The sequence below is a fragment of the Paenibacillus sp. 1011MAR3C5 genome, assembly GCF_003591485.1.
In the GTDB taxonomy this organism is placed as follows: Bacteria; Bacillota; Bacilli; order Paenibacillales; family Paenibacillaceae; genus Pristimantibacillus.
On record NZ_QZCF01000011.1, the window covers coordinates 120,598 to 136,971 of the forward strand.

Below are 16,374 nucleotides of genomic sequence, written 5' to 3' on the forward strand. Positions count from 1 at the left end.
AGGATGGCGCGGACCTTGAAGGCCGTGCCATCCTTTCCGCTTGCTATGCTTCTACCGCTTCCGGACGTTTAATTTGAAGAGGAGGGGGGACGAGCCAGCCCTTTTCTTTGCTGATGCGAAGTATTTTTAGACCATTGGCCATTTTGGTTGCATGGTACTTCGCGAACAACGCACCAACATCCTCACGGATGGACTTGCCCATAATCTGGCTGCAGGCTACAAGCCCGGCCGCATTATCGGCTGCTACCATAGGAGCGATCTCATTGTCAGCGAATCGCGCGCCTGCAGGGATATCCTCCAGCCTTGCTTCAGGTCTCGAAGGCAGAGCTGGGGGAGGAGCAATGCCGTTTTCTTTTAAAATCTCATCACATTCTTCGGCCTCAAGCTTGGCTTGATCAATCGTCTGGTCGAGATATTTTTTTAAATCCCCATCGCCCGCGTGGAGTTTAAGGGCGCTATTGACCGAGATACAGCCCTTGGCAACCATAGAAAATTGCCAGATATCGTAGATCTCGCCGTAATGAAGAGGATTGTCCTTCGGATTTCCTGTTAAAATGCCCATGTTGACTTCTCCTTATTTGCCTATTTTTTGCTGTGTTATTGAGTCATAGTAGGGTATGTCATAGTCGCCGTTCTTTGATAGTAGCCCGGCGCACCCATTGCGTTCGCATTTGCAGGCTGGTAATGATTCAATACTGTATTGGTCGTCATTTCCTTCATCGTTGGAACCTGATAATATCCAGCCTGGTTCATGTATTGCCAGACTTCGTAGGCTTGCTCGGAGCAATTCACCGCGCCTTGCTGCATCATGGACCGCAGCTGCGGGTTAGCGCATTCCAAGGCAGCAATGATCTTCATCGATGCGGAAGACTTGTGTAGTCCAAGCAATGCACAAGCAACATCTCTGTCATCAATTTGATTCGCAGATGCATTCGGGCTTGCAGGAGCCGGATGATCCAGACCGTATGTCGGTGTGAAGTTTTTGGATGCTGCATAAGGCGAGCCTGGAGTGGCGCCTTGTCCAGACAGGTGTTGTACAGCTTGAACGCAGCGGTTATATTCATCAATCGTGAATTGAAGCTGCTTGTCCATAATTTGAGTAAGCTGCGGATCCTTGGCGTGCGGTCGATACAGTTGCATCGTGTTGATACCCGTAATTGTGGCCGACAATACTTCATGTACTTCCATTGTTTCATGAGCGCCCAAATGTGCTGCCAAAATAGTTCCTCCTCAAGGGTTGAAGTGTACATCGTGTTTAAATTGCCTATATAGGCTGTTAAATATGCAAAGCTAAGGGAACTTGTTCTAAACCTCGATAATGATAGGGAGAATCATCGGTCTTCTTTTTGTTTTCGCATAGAGGAACGATCCGACCGAGTCTTTTGTTTTTGTCTTTAACAAGGACCATTTCCAGTCATTCCCTGATTCTTGAAGCTCTTCTATCGCGCGAATGACGATTCTGCTGACTTCGCCAAGCAGGCCTTCCGATTCCTTGACATACACGAAACCTCTCGAAATGACGTCCGGATCCGATAGCAGCGCGTTTTCCTGACGGCTTAGCGTGATGACGATGACGATAATGCCATCCTCGGACAGATGCTTGCGATCCCGCAGTACAATATTCCCCACATCGCCAATTCCGAATCCGTCAACTAACGTATTGCCTGCTGGTATTTGTCTGGTGCTGACTGCTTTGCCGCCGCTAATATCCAATACATCACCGTTTCTTAATATAAAAATATGCTCCCGTTCAACTCCGACATCTACGGCAAGCTGCCGATGCTGGTGAAGCATACGGTATTCTCCGTGGATGGGGACAAAATAAGTCGGCTTCATGAGGGTGAGCATCAGCTTCAGCTCTTCCTGGCTGCCATGCCCGGATACATGCATCCCGGTAGATCCGCTGCCGCCATGGATCACATGCGCCCCCAGCAAATACAGATGATCCAGCGTGCTGGCAACATTGCGTTCATTGCCGGGGATCGGAGACGAAGCGAAGATGACGGTATCGCCGGGATCGATTGTGATCAAAGGATGTGTAGAGCTTGCCAGGCGAGACAAGGCTGCCATAGGCTCGCCTTGGCTGCCGGTGCATAATATTGCGATGCGATCGCGAGTGAACTGGCCGGCCTCCTTGGGCTCGATGAGCATGCCTTCCGGTACATCCAGATAGCCAAGCTCCTGGGAAACCCGGACGACATTCACCATGCTGCGCCCGAGCAACAGCAGTTTGCGGTCGGTTATGCGCGCAGCGTTGATTACCTGCTGCAGTCGGTTTACGTTGGAAGCGAAGGTAGTGAGAAAAATTTTATTTGTTGCTTTCTGGAAGGCTTCTTCGATTCTCTCTCCGACCAGCTTCTCGGATGGCGTGAATCCGGGACGCTCCGCATTGGTGCTCTCGGATAATAAGAGAAGCACACCGCGTTCGCCTATCCGGGCCATTTTATGCACATCGGGAAATTGCTTGTTGGCGGGGGAGAGGTCAAACTTGAAGTCTCCGGTATGAACAACTGTACCCTCTGGCGTATCTATGGCGATCCCTACGCAATCTGGAATACTGTGATTGGTGCGGAAAAAGGATAGCTTCATCGCTCCGAGCTCGACGATGCTGTCGGTTTTAATTATATGCAGCCCTTTATCGCTCAGGTTATGCTCCTTCAGCTTCCCCCTTATCAGGCCGAGCGTCAGCGGTGTTCCATATACCGGCATATCCAGCTGCTTCAATATGTATGGGATGGCCCCGATGTGATCCTCATGTCCATGAGTGATAATTAAACCGCGGACCCGCTGCTTGTTCTCCAGCAAATACGTAATATCGGGAACGATGAGGTCGATGCCGAGCAGGCTCTCGTCCGGGAATTTGGAGCCGCAGTCAATAACGATGATATCGTCGTCATATTGCAAGACGTACATGTTTTTACCAATCTCGAATACGCCGCCTAGCGCGAACACGGACAGTTTTCCTGCATGTTGCGGTTTTTTATGTTGATTCATCTTATCCGTCCTTCCAGTAGAATCCACAATCGATATTCAGCATGCACTTGCGGTTTAGGTTACCTTTAATATTCGATTATTCGGTTAATCTATTCACTAGCCGATCTTTATGCAGCTGTAAGGTTATGGAACCCTGTGATTAAACTAGTTATGTGAATGGAATAATGTTAAGATAGTGTTTAAAACTAAAGTGGGTAAAATGATGCATGCTGACCATTAACTATTTTTGCAACTTCTTGTCGAATTTTTCGTTATAATAAGCATGTGGCACACAAAATGTATATATAGAACTCAGTCATTGTCAGACTGGGTTTTCTTGTGATGGTCACAATTTATTCGAAGAGTCATTTACCAATAATATAAATACTAGAAACCTCTGGCATCATGACAGTATTTAGGTTATATTGAGTACTGTACGTATTACTTTAAGACTACTACCATAACTAATGAACTAGTTTTTTGGCGAGATTCGTGCTTCTCAAGTCCTCTATGAATATATGTCTCTATGAATGTGGTCCATACTCCGCGCACTATGATCTGTTAGCGTTCACCTGGTTCCATTCGAAGCATGCGGCAATTAGTCTTGAATTATGCATGAAGGGAGAAGGTGTCATGAAATTAATTCTACTATCAGGCGGATCCGGCAAGCGTTTGTGGCCCCTATCTAATGACAATCGTTCCAAGCAGTTTATCAAAGTTATGCATAATGATAATGAAGGCGAAGGACCAACTTCAATGATTCAGAGGGTTTGGGCTTCGCTTCAGAAGATGGGATTGGCTGAGTCGGCTGTTATCGCTGCTAGTCAAGTTCAGGAAGAAGTGATTCAATCTCAATTAAATGGGGCTGCGCATCTTGTGCTGGAGCCTGTTAAACGTGATACATTTCCTGCGATAAGTTTAGCATCGACATATCTTTTTTCGAAAATGGGGGTTAATGAAGGCGAGATTGTTGTCGTGATGCCGGTTGACGTTGAGGCGGACGATAGCTTTTTTGAAGCTATTAAGCAGCTGGGCAAAGAGTTCGAAGAATCGGATTCCAACATCGGTTTGATTGGACTTAGACCAACAAGCCCCTCAGAGAAGTTTGGGTATATACTTCCCCGTAAGGGGCTTGCAGATTCGGGTATGCTTCAGATTGATCGATTTATTGAGAAGCCCGACTCTGCTGCAGCGGAAAGGTTAATTAAGCAAGGAGCTATGTGGAATTGTGGCGTGTTTGCATTCAGACTTGGCTATATGCTTGAATTGTTGCGTTCTAGTGGATGGTCCACCGACTATGAGAAGATGATTGCTAACTATCATTTGATGCCTTCTATTAGTTTTGATTATGAAGTGGTGGAGAAAGAACAGAATGTGTCAGTGAAGCCGTATTCAGGCCGCTGGAATGATCTGGGAACTTGGAATGAATGGACAAGCATGATGCCTCGGAGACTGAATGGCAAGGGAGTATTGAGCGAGGACAGTATCAATACTCATATCGTTAACGAGCTGCAAATCCCAGTCGTCGTTTTGGGAATACCGAATGCTGTAATTGCAGCGAGTCCCGACGGCATACTTGTATCGGACAAGGAGTCCAGTACGAAGCTCAAAGACGCGGTCAAATCGTTGTCTGCCCGACCCATGTATGAAGAAACGATCTACGGTTGGTACCGGGTTATGGATTGTGAGCGTAATGGATTGAATCAACAAGTTGTGACAAAACGAGTTCATGTATGGACAGGGAAGCATATCAGCTATCATGTGCACACTGGTCGAGATGAGATATGGACGATTATTGGCGGAAAGGCTGAAATTATGATAAACGGACGAAAATTTCAGGCCGGCGTCGGTGAAGTTATTCATATTGAATCGGGTATCCGGCATGCAATTCGGGCAATTGAAGCTGTCGATTTAATTGAAGTTCAAATCGGAATGAATGTGAATGAAGACGATATCATACGATATGAGTTTGATTGGCAAGTAGGAGAGCAGCGAAAGAAAGGACGTAAGACCATATGAAGGCAGTACGGATTGGCGATGCTTTGCTGCAGGCCGGATTAATATCGGAGAAGCAATTGCAGGAAGCGGTCGAGTATCAAACCAAAAATGGCGGGAGACTTGGTGATATTATCATCGAGTTGACAGGCATTGACCGGGAAGAAGTGCGTGCAATAACAGATAACGTACCTGTCAAAGGCCGACTAGGCGAGATGCTTGTGAATACAGGGCAAATTTCGCAGGAACAATTGGATCGCGCTCTTGCCTTCCAGCAGAAGAGCGGCGGCATATTGGGCGATATTTTGCTCTCACTGAAATTTATTGAACCCGATCGCTTGTATAGAGCTATAGCTACACAAAACAATATGGGAAGAATCGGCCAGGAATTTACCTTTGAGAAGGATGAGAAATTGCCTGAAGAGATGGCTCGCTCCTATAATGCAGTCATTATCAATAAAGATTTCAATCGCTACCTGATTGCTGTTGGATCGAGGCTTACTGAAGAGCAGCAGTCCGGGCTGGAACAATATTTGGGCAGTCCAATTGAACAGGTTATGGCCACAAGGGATGAGATGGAGTTTTTCTGGAAGGAAATCTATGTAAGTGAGCTTATGCAGCAAAGCACAGAAAAGCTGATCGCCGAAAAACCGGAAGACTCTGCCCATATCACTTTTACAACAAGCCAGAAAATATTCCTGTATATTACCGCGGCTCTTTTTATAGGAGGACTGTTGTGGAATTGGCTATGGACGCTTCTTGCTATTAATATTGCCGTTCAGATCGGTTATTTGCTTATGTCCGTCTTCAAATACGGCATATTGATTATTGGGGCTAAGGAAACATCACAGTTGAGGTTTACACCAGAGGAAATCGCGGCAATTGATGAGAGAGATCTGCCAATATACAGTATCCTTGTGCCAGTGTACAAAGAAAGCAACATTATCCCTCAGTTGATTCGCAATATCGAAAATTTGGATTATCCCAAATCGAAGCTAGATGTACGGTTGCTTATCGAGGAAGATGATATTGAAGCCATTGAATTGTTGAAGAAAGACAAACCGCCATCTTATTTTACCGTATTGGTCGTACCGCATAGTCTGCCTAAAACAAAACCGAAGGCATGCAATTACGGTCTTATTCGTGCGCGTGGAGAGATTGTCGTCATCTATGACGCTGAGGACCGTCCGGATCCTGATCAGTTGAAAAAGGTGTATCTGTCCTTCAAAGCAAGTCCAGATAATTGCTGCTGTATTCAAGCCAAGCTCAATTATTACAACAGCAATCAGAATTTGCTGACCCGATGGTTTACCCATGAGTACAGCATGTGGTTCGAATTGCTGCTGCCGGGCGTGATGAAGCTGGATATTCCGCTTCCGCTTGGTGGGACTTCCAACCATTTTAAAACAGAAGTATTGAAGAAAATAAATGCATGGGATCCTTATAATGTAACCGAAGATGCCGATCTAGGTGTGCGGCTATATAAAGAGGGATATAAAACAGCTATTGTCGATTCCCGAACATGGGAAGAAGCGACAAGTCGCGTAGGCAACTGGATCAGACAGCGCTCGCGTTGGATTAAGGGCTATATGCAGACTTGGCTTGTTCATATGCGCAACCCGGTTCAACTTTGGCGCGATCTGGGGCCAAAAGGTTTTCTTGGATTTCAGGCAATGGTGCTTGCCACGCCGCTGCTTCCTCTATTGAATCCGATATTTTGGACGATGTGCTTGCTATGGTATTTGGCGAAAATAAAGTTTATTCCGATGTTTTTCCCAGGGCCCATCTATTATATTGCGGCATTTGAATTGTTTATAGGCAACTTTATATTCGTCTATAGTCATACTGCCGGTATGTACTGGGTAACAAGAGATATGCATAACAAAGGGGAAAAAGTGTTTTCCTTTTCGCTGATCAAGTACTCGCTATTGACGCCAATTTATTGGGTGCTAATGAGTATTGCGGCGATGAAAGCTGCTATCCAGCTTATCACGAAGCCGTTTTACTGGGAGAAGACGGCACATGGACATGCTACGACAGATACGCACAGCAGCAACGGTCCTACGGTAGATTTGTAGCGAAATATGGGAATGGTAAGGTGAAGGTATGTCAGTCGCTTGGAAGCGTTCAATATTCGCAATCTTTATTATTGTATTTCTGCTGGAGCTTGCGGTTGGTTATTATTTGACAGCTATTTACGGTTTTATGTCCGGCGATGCATCTAGCCGCGTAGCTAATGCATTTTACGTGCTATATAGCCGTGAGCCGAGTCTTGCCAATATCGGTTTCATTTGGAATCCGCTCCCCAGCCTAATGCAGTTGCTGCTGCTGGTCTTTTATCCTATTTTTCCTGGACTTGCATCAGAAGGTGTAGCTGCGGTTATTGTATCGAGTTTGTTCGCTGCTCTAACTGCCGCAATGATTGTAAAAGCGGGTTTTCGATTCGGCATTAACAAATGGCTGACCATGGTTTTTGCCGTACTTTATGCGCTTAATCCGTATATTTTCTATTATGGCGCAAACGGATTGACCGAAGTTATTTTTATATATTTTATCAATATAGCTGTCATTCAATTGATTCTTTGGATGAGAGAAGATGGGGCAAGACCGCTTGTTATCGCGGCTATCGCACTGGCACTGGCCTTTTGGACGAGATATGAGACCGTGTTTTTTGGAGCTGCTCTTGCATTCACTGTGTTAATTTGGATATTGCAGCAAAAAACAGAATCGTTGAAAGACCGTCTCCGTCAAGCGGAGGGAACCTGGACTCTTCTGCTTACGCCAGTCGTATTTTCCGGTTTGCTGTGGATATTTTTTAACTACACCATTATGGGCGACGGATTTTATTTTCTGACGGACAGTTATGGCAACTTGGGTCAGGCCGAGCTTCTGAAGAACGATGAACGATTCGCTTCCATGGTGAACAATCCGGGACTAACATTGCTTTTTGTGGTAAAAAGGCTTTGGTATTTCTGTATACCTTTAGTTATCATTTTTGTAATGAGATTAATAGAGCGGAGATTTTTCCGTTGGGACACGCTGATGCTATTCATCTTGGCGGTATCGATTCCTTCAATGCAGGTTATTTTATTGCTAAAAGGCGGCACGGCAGCGTGGATACGTTACTACATGTACGCCTTTCCAATCGCGGCGATCTGGATTCCTTACGAGATTAGTCTGATGAAATTTAAGAAAACAGGCGTGACATTGCTGATTACAGGTATGATTGCCAGTGCAGGAGTTATGGGGCTGATGATGAACGACCCTACCGTGGCTTCTGATGAATATGAAGCCTTCAGACAAAATAAACTCTATGCGGAGCAAGAAGCAGGTAAGGCGGCGACTCGATATATTAATGAGCAATTGTCTGATTCAATGATCCTTACGGATTCATTCAGTAGCTTCAGAATCATAATGGGAAGCAAAACCCCTAGAAATTTTGTCATAACAAGTGATGATGACTTTGAAGACTCAATGAAAGCTCCTTCGGAGCATGGAATTGATTATATTTTAGTGCCTAATCCTCAAGCTGTATTGTCTTTGGATGGAGTGAATCAGCAATACCCGACTCTCTATGAGCAGGGGGCTGAATGGGCACAGTTGCAGCAGGAATTTGATGGTTACTGGAAGCTGTATAAGGTTCTGGCTGACCCGATCCTGCAAAAGGACTAATATTTTTAAAAATATTTAGGTACATTTGGAGAGGGCCCTGTATCGGTATTCATGCTGATACAAGGTCCTTTTTTGTCCGACTATTTATTTAAAAGCGAAATGAAAAATAAATTAATCCGTTGACTTTTGAAAACGTTTTATTTATGATGGGAACTAATAGATCCAACATAGATCTATTATAGATCTATCCAAGAAACCCCAGGAATGGAGGTTGAGTGAACTTGTCACAACATCAGGTGATCGCAACTTACCTCATCGAAACTCCTTATTCCCTGGCGCATGCGGCGGAAGTTATGGCAGGCGAGCAATCAACAGGCACATTCGTAAAGGTGCCTGGCGAGACGCCAGAATTAATAGCTCGCCATCGTGCGGCAATTATTCATATAGAGGAACTGGATGAGAGGTTAGAGCCATCCTTGCCTTACACTATGCCGCCTGCAGGGGAGAAAAATCTGATGTACCGCAGAGGGCTGGTGCAGCTAGCCTTTCCGATAGATAACTTCGGCGCTTCTCTTGCTAATTTAATGAGTACCGTAGCCGGCAACCTCTATGAGCTGCGCGAGCTGTCGGGAATTCGGCTGGTGGATATCGAGCTTCCTGGGCCATTCGCCGACAGATATCCCGGACCACGATTCGGCATAGAAGGGACACGCAGGCTGACACAGGTGAATAGCGGTCCCATAATTGGCACAATTGTCAAACCAAGCATAGGGCTTCCGCTCTCCGAATATGGTCCGCTTGTAAGAAGCCTGGCCGAGGCGGGACTGGACTTCATCAAGGATGATGAGCTTTGCGCCAATCCGCCTTACGCGCCATTCGACCAGAGGGTGAAGACGGTGATGGAGCAGATCGAGCGAGCGGCTGATCGGACCGGCAGGAAGCTGATGTACGCCTTTAATATTACTGGCGACATCGACGAGATGAAGCGGCATCACGATCTCGTCGTGAAGGAAGGCGGCACATGCGTTATGGTCGCTGTCAACAGCATGGGCCTGCCGGCCGTGGCCCACCTGAGACAATATGCTGAGGTGCCGATTCATGGGCATCGCACACAATGGGGGGCGATGACCCGTTCTCCGATGTTAGGGATGGGCTTCAAGGCTTACCAGAAGCTATGCCGGCTCGCCGGTGTGGATCATCTGCATACGAACGGGCTGAACAGCAAGTTTGCCGAAAGCAATGATGGTGTTGCACAGTCGGTCAAGGATTGTCTGAACCCATTCCTGGGCGGCTATCCGATTATGCCGGTACTGTCCTCGGCACAGTGGGCCGGAAGTGCAGAACCGACTTATCGGGCCATTCAGTCGACCAATGTGATCCATTTGGCTGGAGGAGGCATATTGGCCCATCCGGGCGGAGCTGCTGAGGGAGTAGCAAGTATGCGGCAAGGCTGGGAGGCGGCTGCAAGCGGCATACCGATAGAGGAGTATGCCAAGACGCATCCGGCTCTGCAACAAGCCATACAGACATTCGGGAAAGCTCGCAACTAGACTAGACGGAGGTACAGAACATGCAGGACAATGAACTTCTACTCGCTTTCTACGGGGATGACTTTACAGGTTCCACGGATGCCATGGAAGCGCTGTCGCAAAGCGGATACCGCACAGTATTGTTTCTTGAAGCGCCTTCGCCGGATATGTTGAAGCGATTCGAAGGCATCCGATGCGTAGGTGTCGCCGGAACAAGTCGGGCGAAGAATCCCGAGGACCTGGGTAAGGAAGTGGGGCCGATAATGGAGCGGCTAGCGCAATTGCCAGCCGGCATCATCCACTATAAAACATGCTCCACCTTCGACTCCTCACCGGATTTTGGCAGTATCGGGGAAGCGATTAGCGTTACACTCCCATATTTCAAGGACCAAGAGACAGTGCCGCTTTTGGTTGGCGCTCCCGCCCTTGGCCGCTACACGGTATTCGGACATCACTTTGCCCGATATGACGGAGAGGTGTATCGGCTGGACCGCCATCCAGTTATGTCGCGTCATCCGGTCACACCGATGGGAGAAGCGGATTTGAGGCTTCATTTGCAGAAGCAGCTGGATGCCCATATGGAACTGGTGAGCATTGTGGAGCTGGAGGGCGGCGAGAAGTCGGCGAGGACGGCTTACCGGCACAAGCTGGAGCGGAAGCCTGCTGTCATCTTGTTCGATGCGCTGGGTGATGGCACAATGAGGCTGACTGGCCAATTGATTTGGGAATCCGGCGTCGAGGGACAGCGCTTTGTTGTAGGCTCCTCCGGCGTTGAATATGCCCTGACCGCTTATTGGGAAGAAGCGGGCATCCGGAAATCCGATGATCAAACGAATTCGGTTCGTAAAGGTCTCGTTCCGGCAAGCAGAATCTTGGCTGTGTCCGGCAGCGCTTCGCCGGTTAGCCAGCGCCAAGTGGAGACCGCGATCGAGCAAGGGTTCATTGGGTTGCGTATCCCGCCGGAATGCTTGGCTGAGGACAGGGACATGCCGGAGCAGCTGCTGAAAGAAGCGATTCAGCATTTGAATGAAGGACGTAGTGTCGTGCTTTACACTGCACTTGGCCCGGAAGACCCAGCTATCGCCGCCACGCGCAAGGCTATGGCCGACAAGGGCATTGGCGGCTCGCAAGCGGGAGAGCATATCGGCCGTCAGCTCGGCAGATGGACGAAGCATATTATGCTGCAAGCGAACATCGGCAGAGTTGTCATTGCCGGCGGAGACACTTCCGGGTTTGTGACGAGTGAAATGGGGATCTACGGTCTGGAGATGGCATTGCCGGTCTCCCCTGGAGCGCCGCTTTGCAAAGTCTACTCGCAGGATGAGAGAATGGACGGATTGGAGCTCGCGCTCAAAGGCGGACAGTTCGGAAGCCCGGATTACTTTATAAAGGTGCGGGATGCCGCCTCTGGTTAACGAATAGAGAAAACGTGTTGAAAGGATGTTGTCTTGTACGATGGTTGGACAAAAGAAGGACTCACTTCTATTGAAGGACATTGCCTACAATCAAATCAAAGAGCATATTCTCGATGAACGCTTCGAGCCTGGGCGCTTCTTGTCCGAGCGAGAGCTGATCGAGCTGCTGGAGATGAGCAAGACCCCGATCAAGTCGGCGCTCACAAGGCTGGAGACGGAGGGGTTCCTGACCGTATCCTCCAAGCAAGGCATCATCATCAACGATCTGGCAATCGACCGTATTATTGATATCTACGATTTGCGCACAGCGCTGGAGACGTTCAACATTCAGAGCATTGTGGGCAGAGGACTTTCCGAGTCGCAGACATTGGAGCTAAAGGATAATCTTGAAGCGACAGAAGAAATAGTTGGACGGCTCAACGTGAAGGAATTCGCCAAGGCGGATCATGAATTTCATTTGCTCATATGCAAATTCGCAGGCAATCAGGAAATCCATAGAGTCCTGCTGAATTATCAGGATCATCTCCTTCGCATTACGCTCAGACATCTGAAGAAGGACCCGCACCGCATGAAGGATTTCTTGCAGGATCATAAAAATATTTTTGCAGCATTGGAGAAGGGAAGCGCCGAGAGCGTGGATCGCATGAAGGAACATCTACAAGCCTCCAAGCGGAAACTATTGTTTTAAGGAAAGAGACAGCATGAATAAGTCAGAATGGGGGAAAATAGATGAAAGCCGTGTACGTGGACGATGCTTATACCGTTGTAGTGAAAGAGGTAGACAAGCCTGAAATTCAGGATAACGAAGTATTGATTAAAGTAAGAGCCGCAGGTATTTGCGGATCGGATATTCATACCTACAAAGGCTTGCATCCCTTCCGGAAGCCTCCGGTCATTATCGGCCATGAAATCGCCGGTGAGGTCGTTGAGGTCGGACCAGGCGTTACGAAATTCAAGACTGGCGATCGCGTTACCGTTGAACCGCAGACAGGTTGTGGACATTGCGAATACTGCCTTACTGGAAATGTGAACTATTGCTCGGATCGCGGAGCGCCGGGTATTGGAAGCTGGTATGGCGCGATGGCGGAATACTTTGCGGCGCCTGAGCAGACGGTGTTCAAGCTGCCGGATGATATGGACTATGATCGCGGCGTATTGGTAGAGCCGTTCGCCGTTGGCGTTCATGCAGTAAGAAAAGCAGGCATTCAGGTCGGAGATAAAGTCGCAGTACTAGGAGCAGGCCCAATCGGGCTATTGGCTATGGCGGCTGCCAAGGCAGCCGGCGCAACGACAACGCTGGTAACGGATGTGATGGACTACGCCTTGGAGGCCGCTTCCCATATGGGTGCCAGCCACACGATGAATATCATGAACCGGCCGGAATGGACGGAAGAAGCCAAAGCGGCGATTGGCGGGGATTTCGATAAGGTGCTTATCGCTGCAGGCGTTCCGGGCATCATCGATCAATCGCTTAAGCTGCTGCGCAAGGGCGGACGAATCGTGACGATTGCGATGTTCCACGGTACTCAAACCTTCGATATTCATAACCTGCAGAACCAGGAGAAGGAAATTATCGGCTGCATGACCTATACACGCGAGGATACGATCACAGCCATTGATATGATTCAGGCTGGTGCGGTCAGGGAAGAAGTCCTGATCACGCATAGACTTACTGCTGAGCAGGCGGCGGAAGGCTTCCGTCTGGTAGATAAGAAGGAAGATTCTTCGCTGAAGGTGCTGGTATTGTTCGATTAAGCAAAGGAATCATCCATCAGCCAAGAGATGGCTCGCATTCATCCTATTGCAACAAGCCGGCCTCATGCTGTGACGCTGTGAGGCTGGACTGATCATACAACAAGATTTATTCAAACTGGGAGGTCAATGATATTATGTTGAAGAAATTTTCGGTAGTAGCGGTCCTGATGGTCCTTATTGTAAGCGCTGTCGCTTGTGGCGGCAATACGAATTCCGGTGCCAATAGCGGAGGCAACAGTGGCGGGGAAGATAAAAAGGTTAAGCTCCGTCTTGGTCATATCACAGGCGAGTCTGACGCATGGCATGTAGGCGCGCTGAAATTCGCGGAGCTGGTGAAAGAAAAATCCAACGGTACCGTCGAGGTTGAGATTTATCCGAGCTCTACACTGGGCAACGACCGCGACCTTATCGAAGGCATGCAGCTTGGCTCCGTTGACTTTGCGCTAGTAGCGGGCGTATTGTCGAACTTCTATGAACCTTTCTCGATTCTGGAACTTCCATACTTGTTCCGCGATCAAGACCACCTGGAGAAAGTGCTGTATGGCGAAGTTGGCACTCAGATGAAAGAAGATCTGCTGACGAACGCACAGATTCGCGGACTTGAGTTCTGGGTTAGAGGACCGCGCGAGCTGACAAGCAACAAGAAAGTTGAAAAGGTTGAGGATCTGAAAGGTCTGAAAGTACGTGTTCCGGAAATTCCGGCATCGATCGCAGCATGGAAAGCGATGGGCGCCAATCCGACGCCAATGGCATTCGGAGAAGTGTATTCTTCCCTGCAAACCGGCGTAATCGATGGACAAGAAAATCCGCTTGCTTTTATCGCCAGCAACAAAATTCAAGAGGTTCAAGATTATCTGGTTATGACCAACCATGTATACGGTTATGTCATGTTGACGATGAGCGATATTACGTATAGCAAGCTGTCCGAATCTCAGCAAAAGGCGGTAGAGGAAGCGGCGAAGGAAGCAACTCAATTCGAGAATGAGCTTGTGGCTACTCAGGAAGCGGAATTGATGGAGTTTATGAAAGAAAGCGGCGTAACGATCATCGAGCCGGACACAGCGCCATTTATGGAAAAAGCGATGACTGTGCATGAAGAGTTCGCCAACAAGTACGGCAAAGAGCTTTATGACAGCATTGTGAACACCAAGTAGACAGCAAGAGCAAAGGAATAGAACCGGCATGCCTGTGACATCCGTCCATTGGATGCCGGTCTTTCCGCTGCACATCTATACTCAAATGTGACACTGCCATGTGTCCATCGGGAGGTTGAATCATGCGGACAACGATGAAATGCATCGATTGGATGAACAAATTAGTGGGGGTAATCGTTGGTCTCATGCTTGGGGCTATGTCTATCTTCATCATAGCGCAAATCGTAAGCCGGTTTCTCATTAACATGCCGCTGCACTGGACGGAAGAAGCAGCGCGCTACTTAATGGTGTATATCGTCTTTCTTGGAGCGGCACTGGCCGTTCGGCATAACCGGATGATCGCGATTGAGATCATCATGGAAAATGTTAAGCCCAAGGTTCGAAAAGTGTTAAAGATTATCATTATGGTCATTTCGATTATTTTCTTTGTGATCTTGCTCGTACAGGGAGTGGATATGCTGGATATCGTGCATCGCCAGCTGTCGGCCGGACTGGGGATTACGATGGACATCCCGTATATGGCCATTCCTATAGGCGCGCTTCTCATGATTATTAATTCGGTAGCCGTCATCATCGAGCTGCTGACATCGGACAAGGAGCAAGAGACGGAAGTCGAGGAAGCGCTGAGAAAAGGAGGACAACTCTGATGGGCATCATACTATTCCTTTTTCTCATCCTGTTCTTCGCTCTTGGAGTACCAATCGCGATCTCGATGGGCCTGGCTTCTGCCGCAGCGATCTGGATCGATGGCGGAACACCGCTCACCGTATTGGTTCAACGTTCGTTCACATCGCTTGATTCGTTCCCTCTCATGGCGATTCCGTTCTTTGTATTTGCGGGCATCTTGATGGAATACGGCGGCATATCGAGGCGTCTCGTTAACTTTGCGAACGCGCTTACGGGACATTTCTCCGGAGGGCTTGCCATTGTAACCGTCGTGACCTCGATGTTTTTTGCGGCGATTTCCGGCTCGAGCGCAGCGACTACCGCGGCGCTGGGCAGCATACTGATTCCGGCAATGATTCATAGAGGCTATCATCGCAACTTTACAGGCGCGGTTCAATCCGTATCCGGCGAGCTGGGCGTTATTATCCCGCCAAGCATCCCGCTAATTCTGTACGGCATCTCGACGGAAACATCGATTGGCGATTTGTTTATGGCCGGCTTCCTGCCGGGCTTGCTCATTGCCGCATCTCTGATGATTACGATCTTCATCATCGCGAAAAAACGGAAGTATGCGAAAGAAACAAGAAAAAGCGGCAAAGAGCTATGGATTGCTTTCAAAGAATCGTTTTTTGCTTTGCTGATGCCCGTTATTATTTTGGGCGGCATCTACGGCGGCTTCTTTACGCCGACAGAGGCGGCAGGCGTGGCAGTAGCCTATGCGTTCCTCGTTGGTGTCGTGATTTACCGTGAAATCAAGCTGAAAAAGATTATTCATATTATGACGCAATCCGTTGTTACCACGTCGACGATTATGTTCATTCTGGCAAGTGCAGGACTGTTCGGCTGGATTCTGACGCGTGAAGGCATCCCGCAGACCGTCGCTCAATTCTTCATGAGCATATCGGATAATCCGCTTATATTCTTGCTGCTGGTCAATGTGTTCTTGCTTATTGTCGGCATGTTCATGGAGACGAACGCATCCATTATTATACTGGCGCCATTGCTAGTGCCGGTCGCGATGCAGCTTGGCATCGATCCGGTTCACTTCGGCATCATTATGATTGTGAACCTGGCAATCGGAATGTGTACACCGCCGCTTGGCATTAATCTGTTCATATCGGCGCAGCTTGCGAAGATCAATTTGCTGCAGATAACAAGGGGCATGATCCCGTTCTATATTGTGTTAATCGTAGCGCTATTGGCCATTACGTATATCCCGAAAATTTCGATGTTCTTGCCGAATTTGCTTAAGTAGCTTCATGGTTAAGACAGGAG

13 protein-coding genes are annotated in these 16,374 nt (G+C 48.2%); 10 read left to right on the forward strand and 3 right to left on the reverse strand.

Annotation, left to right across the window (positions count from 1 at the left end; translation table 11 throughout):
- Positions 1-43: 43 nt before the first annotated feature.
- From D3P07_RS24410 to D3P07_RS24420, 3 genes are all read right to left on the reverse strand, one after another.
- A complete protein-coding gene (locus D3P07_RS24410) occupies positions 44-562 on the reverse strand; it encodes a DUF3231 family protein (RefSeq protein WP_119803239.1) in 519 nt (172 codons plus the stop codon).
- A gap of 35 nt (positions 563-597) precedes the next feature.
- Positions 598-1,218: a spore coat protein gene (locus tag D3P07_RS24415; RefSeq protein ID WP_119803241.1), complete on the reverse strand. Its 621-nt coding sequence runs from the start codon at positions 1,216-1,218 to the stop codon at positions 598-600.
- Between the two features lie 87 nt (positions 1,219-1,305).
- Positions 1,306-2,994: a ribonuclease J gene (locus tag D3P07_RS24420; protein ID WP_119803243.1), complete on the reverse strand. Its 1,689-nt coding sequence runs from the start codon at positions 2,992-2,994 to the stop codon at positions 1,306-1,308.
- A gap of 612 nt (positions 2,995-3,606) precedes the next feature.
- Here D3P07_RS24420 and D3P07_RS24425 point away from each other — a divergent pair.
- The 10 genes from D3P07_RS24425 to D3P07_RS24470 all read left to right on the forward strand — a co-directional run bounded on the left by D3P07_RS24425 (position 3,607) and on the right by D3P07_RS24470 (position 16,354).
- Complete coding sequence (locus tag D3P07_RS24425; protein ID WP_119803245.1) at positions 3,607-4,992, forward strand: sugar phosphate nucleotidyltransferase; 1,386 nt, start codon at positions 3,607-3,609, stop codon at positions 4,990-4,992.
- The gene (locus tag D3P07_RS24430; RefSeq protein WP_119803247.1) at positions 4,989-7,046 is read left to right on the forward strand and encodes a cyclic di-GMP-binding domain-containing protein, MshE-related; all 2,058 of its coding nucleotides are present in this window, start codon (positions 4,989-4,991) and stop codon (positions 7,044-7,046) included. The genes D3P07_RS24425 and D3P07_RS24430 overlap by 4 nt, the downstream gene beginning before the upstream one ends.
- 28 nt (positions 7,047-7,074) lie before the next feature.
- Positions 7,075-8,640 (forward strand): glycosyltransferase family 39 protein, encoded by a 1,566-nt coding sequence (locus D3P07_RS24435; RefSeq protein ID WP_119803249.1) that lies wholly within the window; start codon positions 7,075-7,077, stop codon positions 8,638-8,640.
- Positions 8,641-8,855: 215 nt separating this feature from the next.
- Complete coding sequence (locus tag D3P07_RS24440) at positions 8,856-10,130, forward strand: ribulose-bisphosphate carboxylase large subunit family protein (protein ID WP_397334620.1); 1,275 nt, start codon at positions 8,856-8,858, stop codon at positions 10,128-10,130.
- A gap of 20 nt (positions 10,131-10,150) precedes the next feature.
- Complete coding sequence (locus D3P07_RS24445) at positions 10,151-11,524, forward strand: four-carbon acid sugar kinase family protein (protein WP_119803253.1); 1,374 nt, start codon at positions 10,151-10,153, stop codon at positions 11,522-11,524.
- A gap of 40 nt (positions 11,525-11,564) precedes the next feature.
- On the forward strand, positions 11,565-12,212 hold the full coding sequence (locus D3P07_RS24450; protein ID WP_119803255.1) for a GntR family transcriptional regulator: 648 nt from the start codon (positions 11,565-11,567) through the stop codon (positions 12,210-12,212).
- Between the two features lie 41 nt (positions 12,213-12,253).
- A complete protein-coding gene (locus tag D3P07_RS24455; RefSeq protein WP_119803257.1) occupies positions 12,254-13,279 on the forward strand; it encodes a zinc-dependent alcohol dehydrogenase in 1,026 nt (341 codons plus the stop codon).
- Positions 13,280-13,413: 134 nt separating this feature from the next.
- A complete protein-coding gene (locus D3P07_RS24460; protein WP_119803259.1) occupies positions 13,414-14,433 on the forward strand; it encodes a TRAP transporter substrate-binding protein in 1,020 nt (339 codons plus the stop codon).
- A 122-nt stretch (positions 14,434-14,555) separates the two neighbouring features.
- Entirely contained in the window at positions 14,556-15,080 is a 525-nt protein-coding gene (locus D3P07_RS24465; RefSeq protein WP_119803261.1) for a TRAP transporter small permease, read from the forward strand.
- Positions 15,080-16,354, forward strand: coding sequence for a TRAP transporter large permease (locus D3P07_RS24470; protein WP_119803263.1), 1,275 nt, complete (start codon positions 15,080-15,082; stop codon positions 16,352-16,354). The genes D3P07_RS24465 and D3P07_RS24470 overlap by 1 nt, the downstream gene beginning before the upstream one ends.
- Positions 16,355-16,374: the final 20 nt, after the last annotated feature.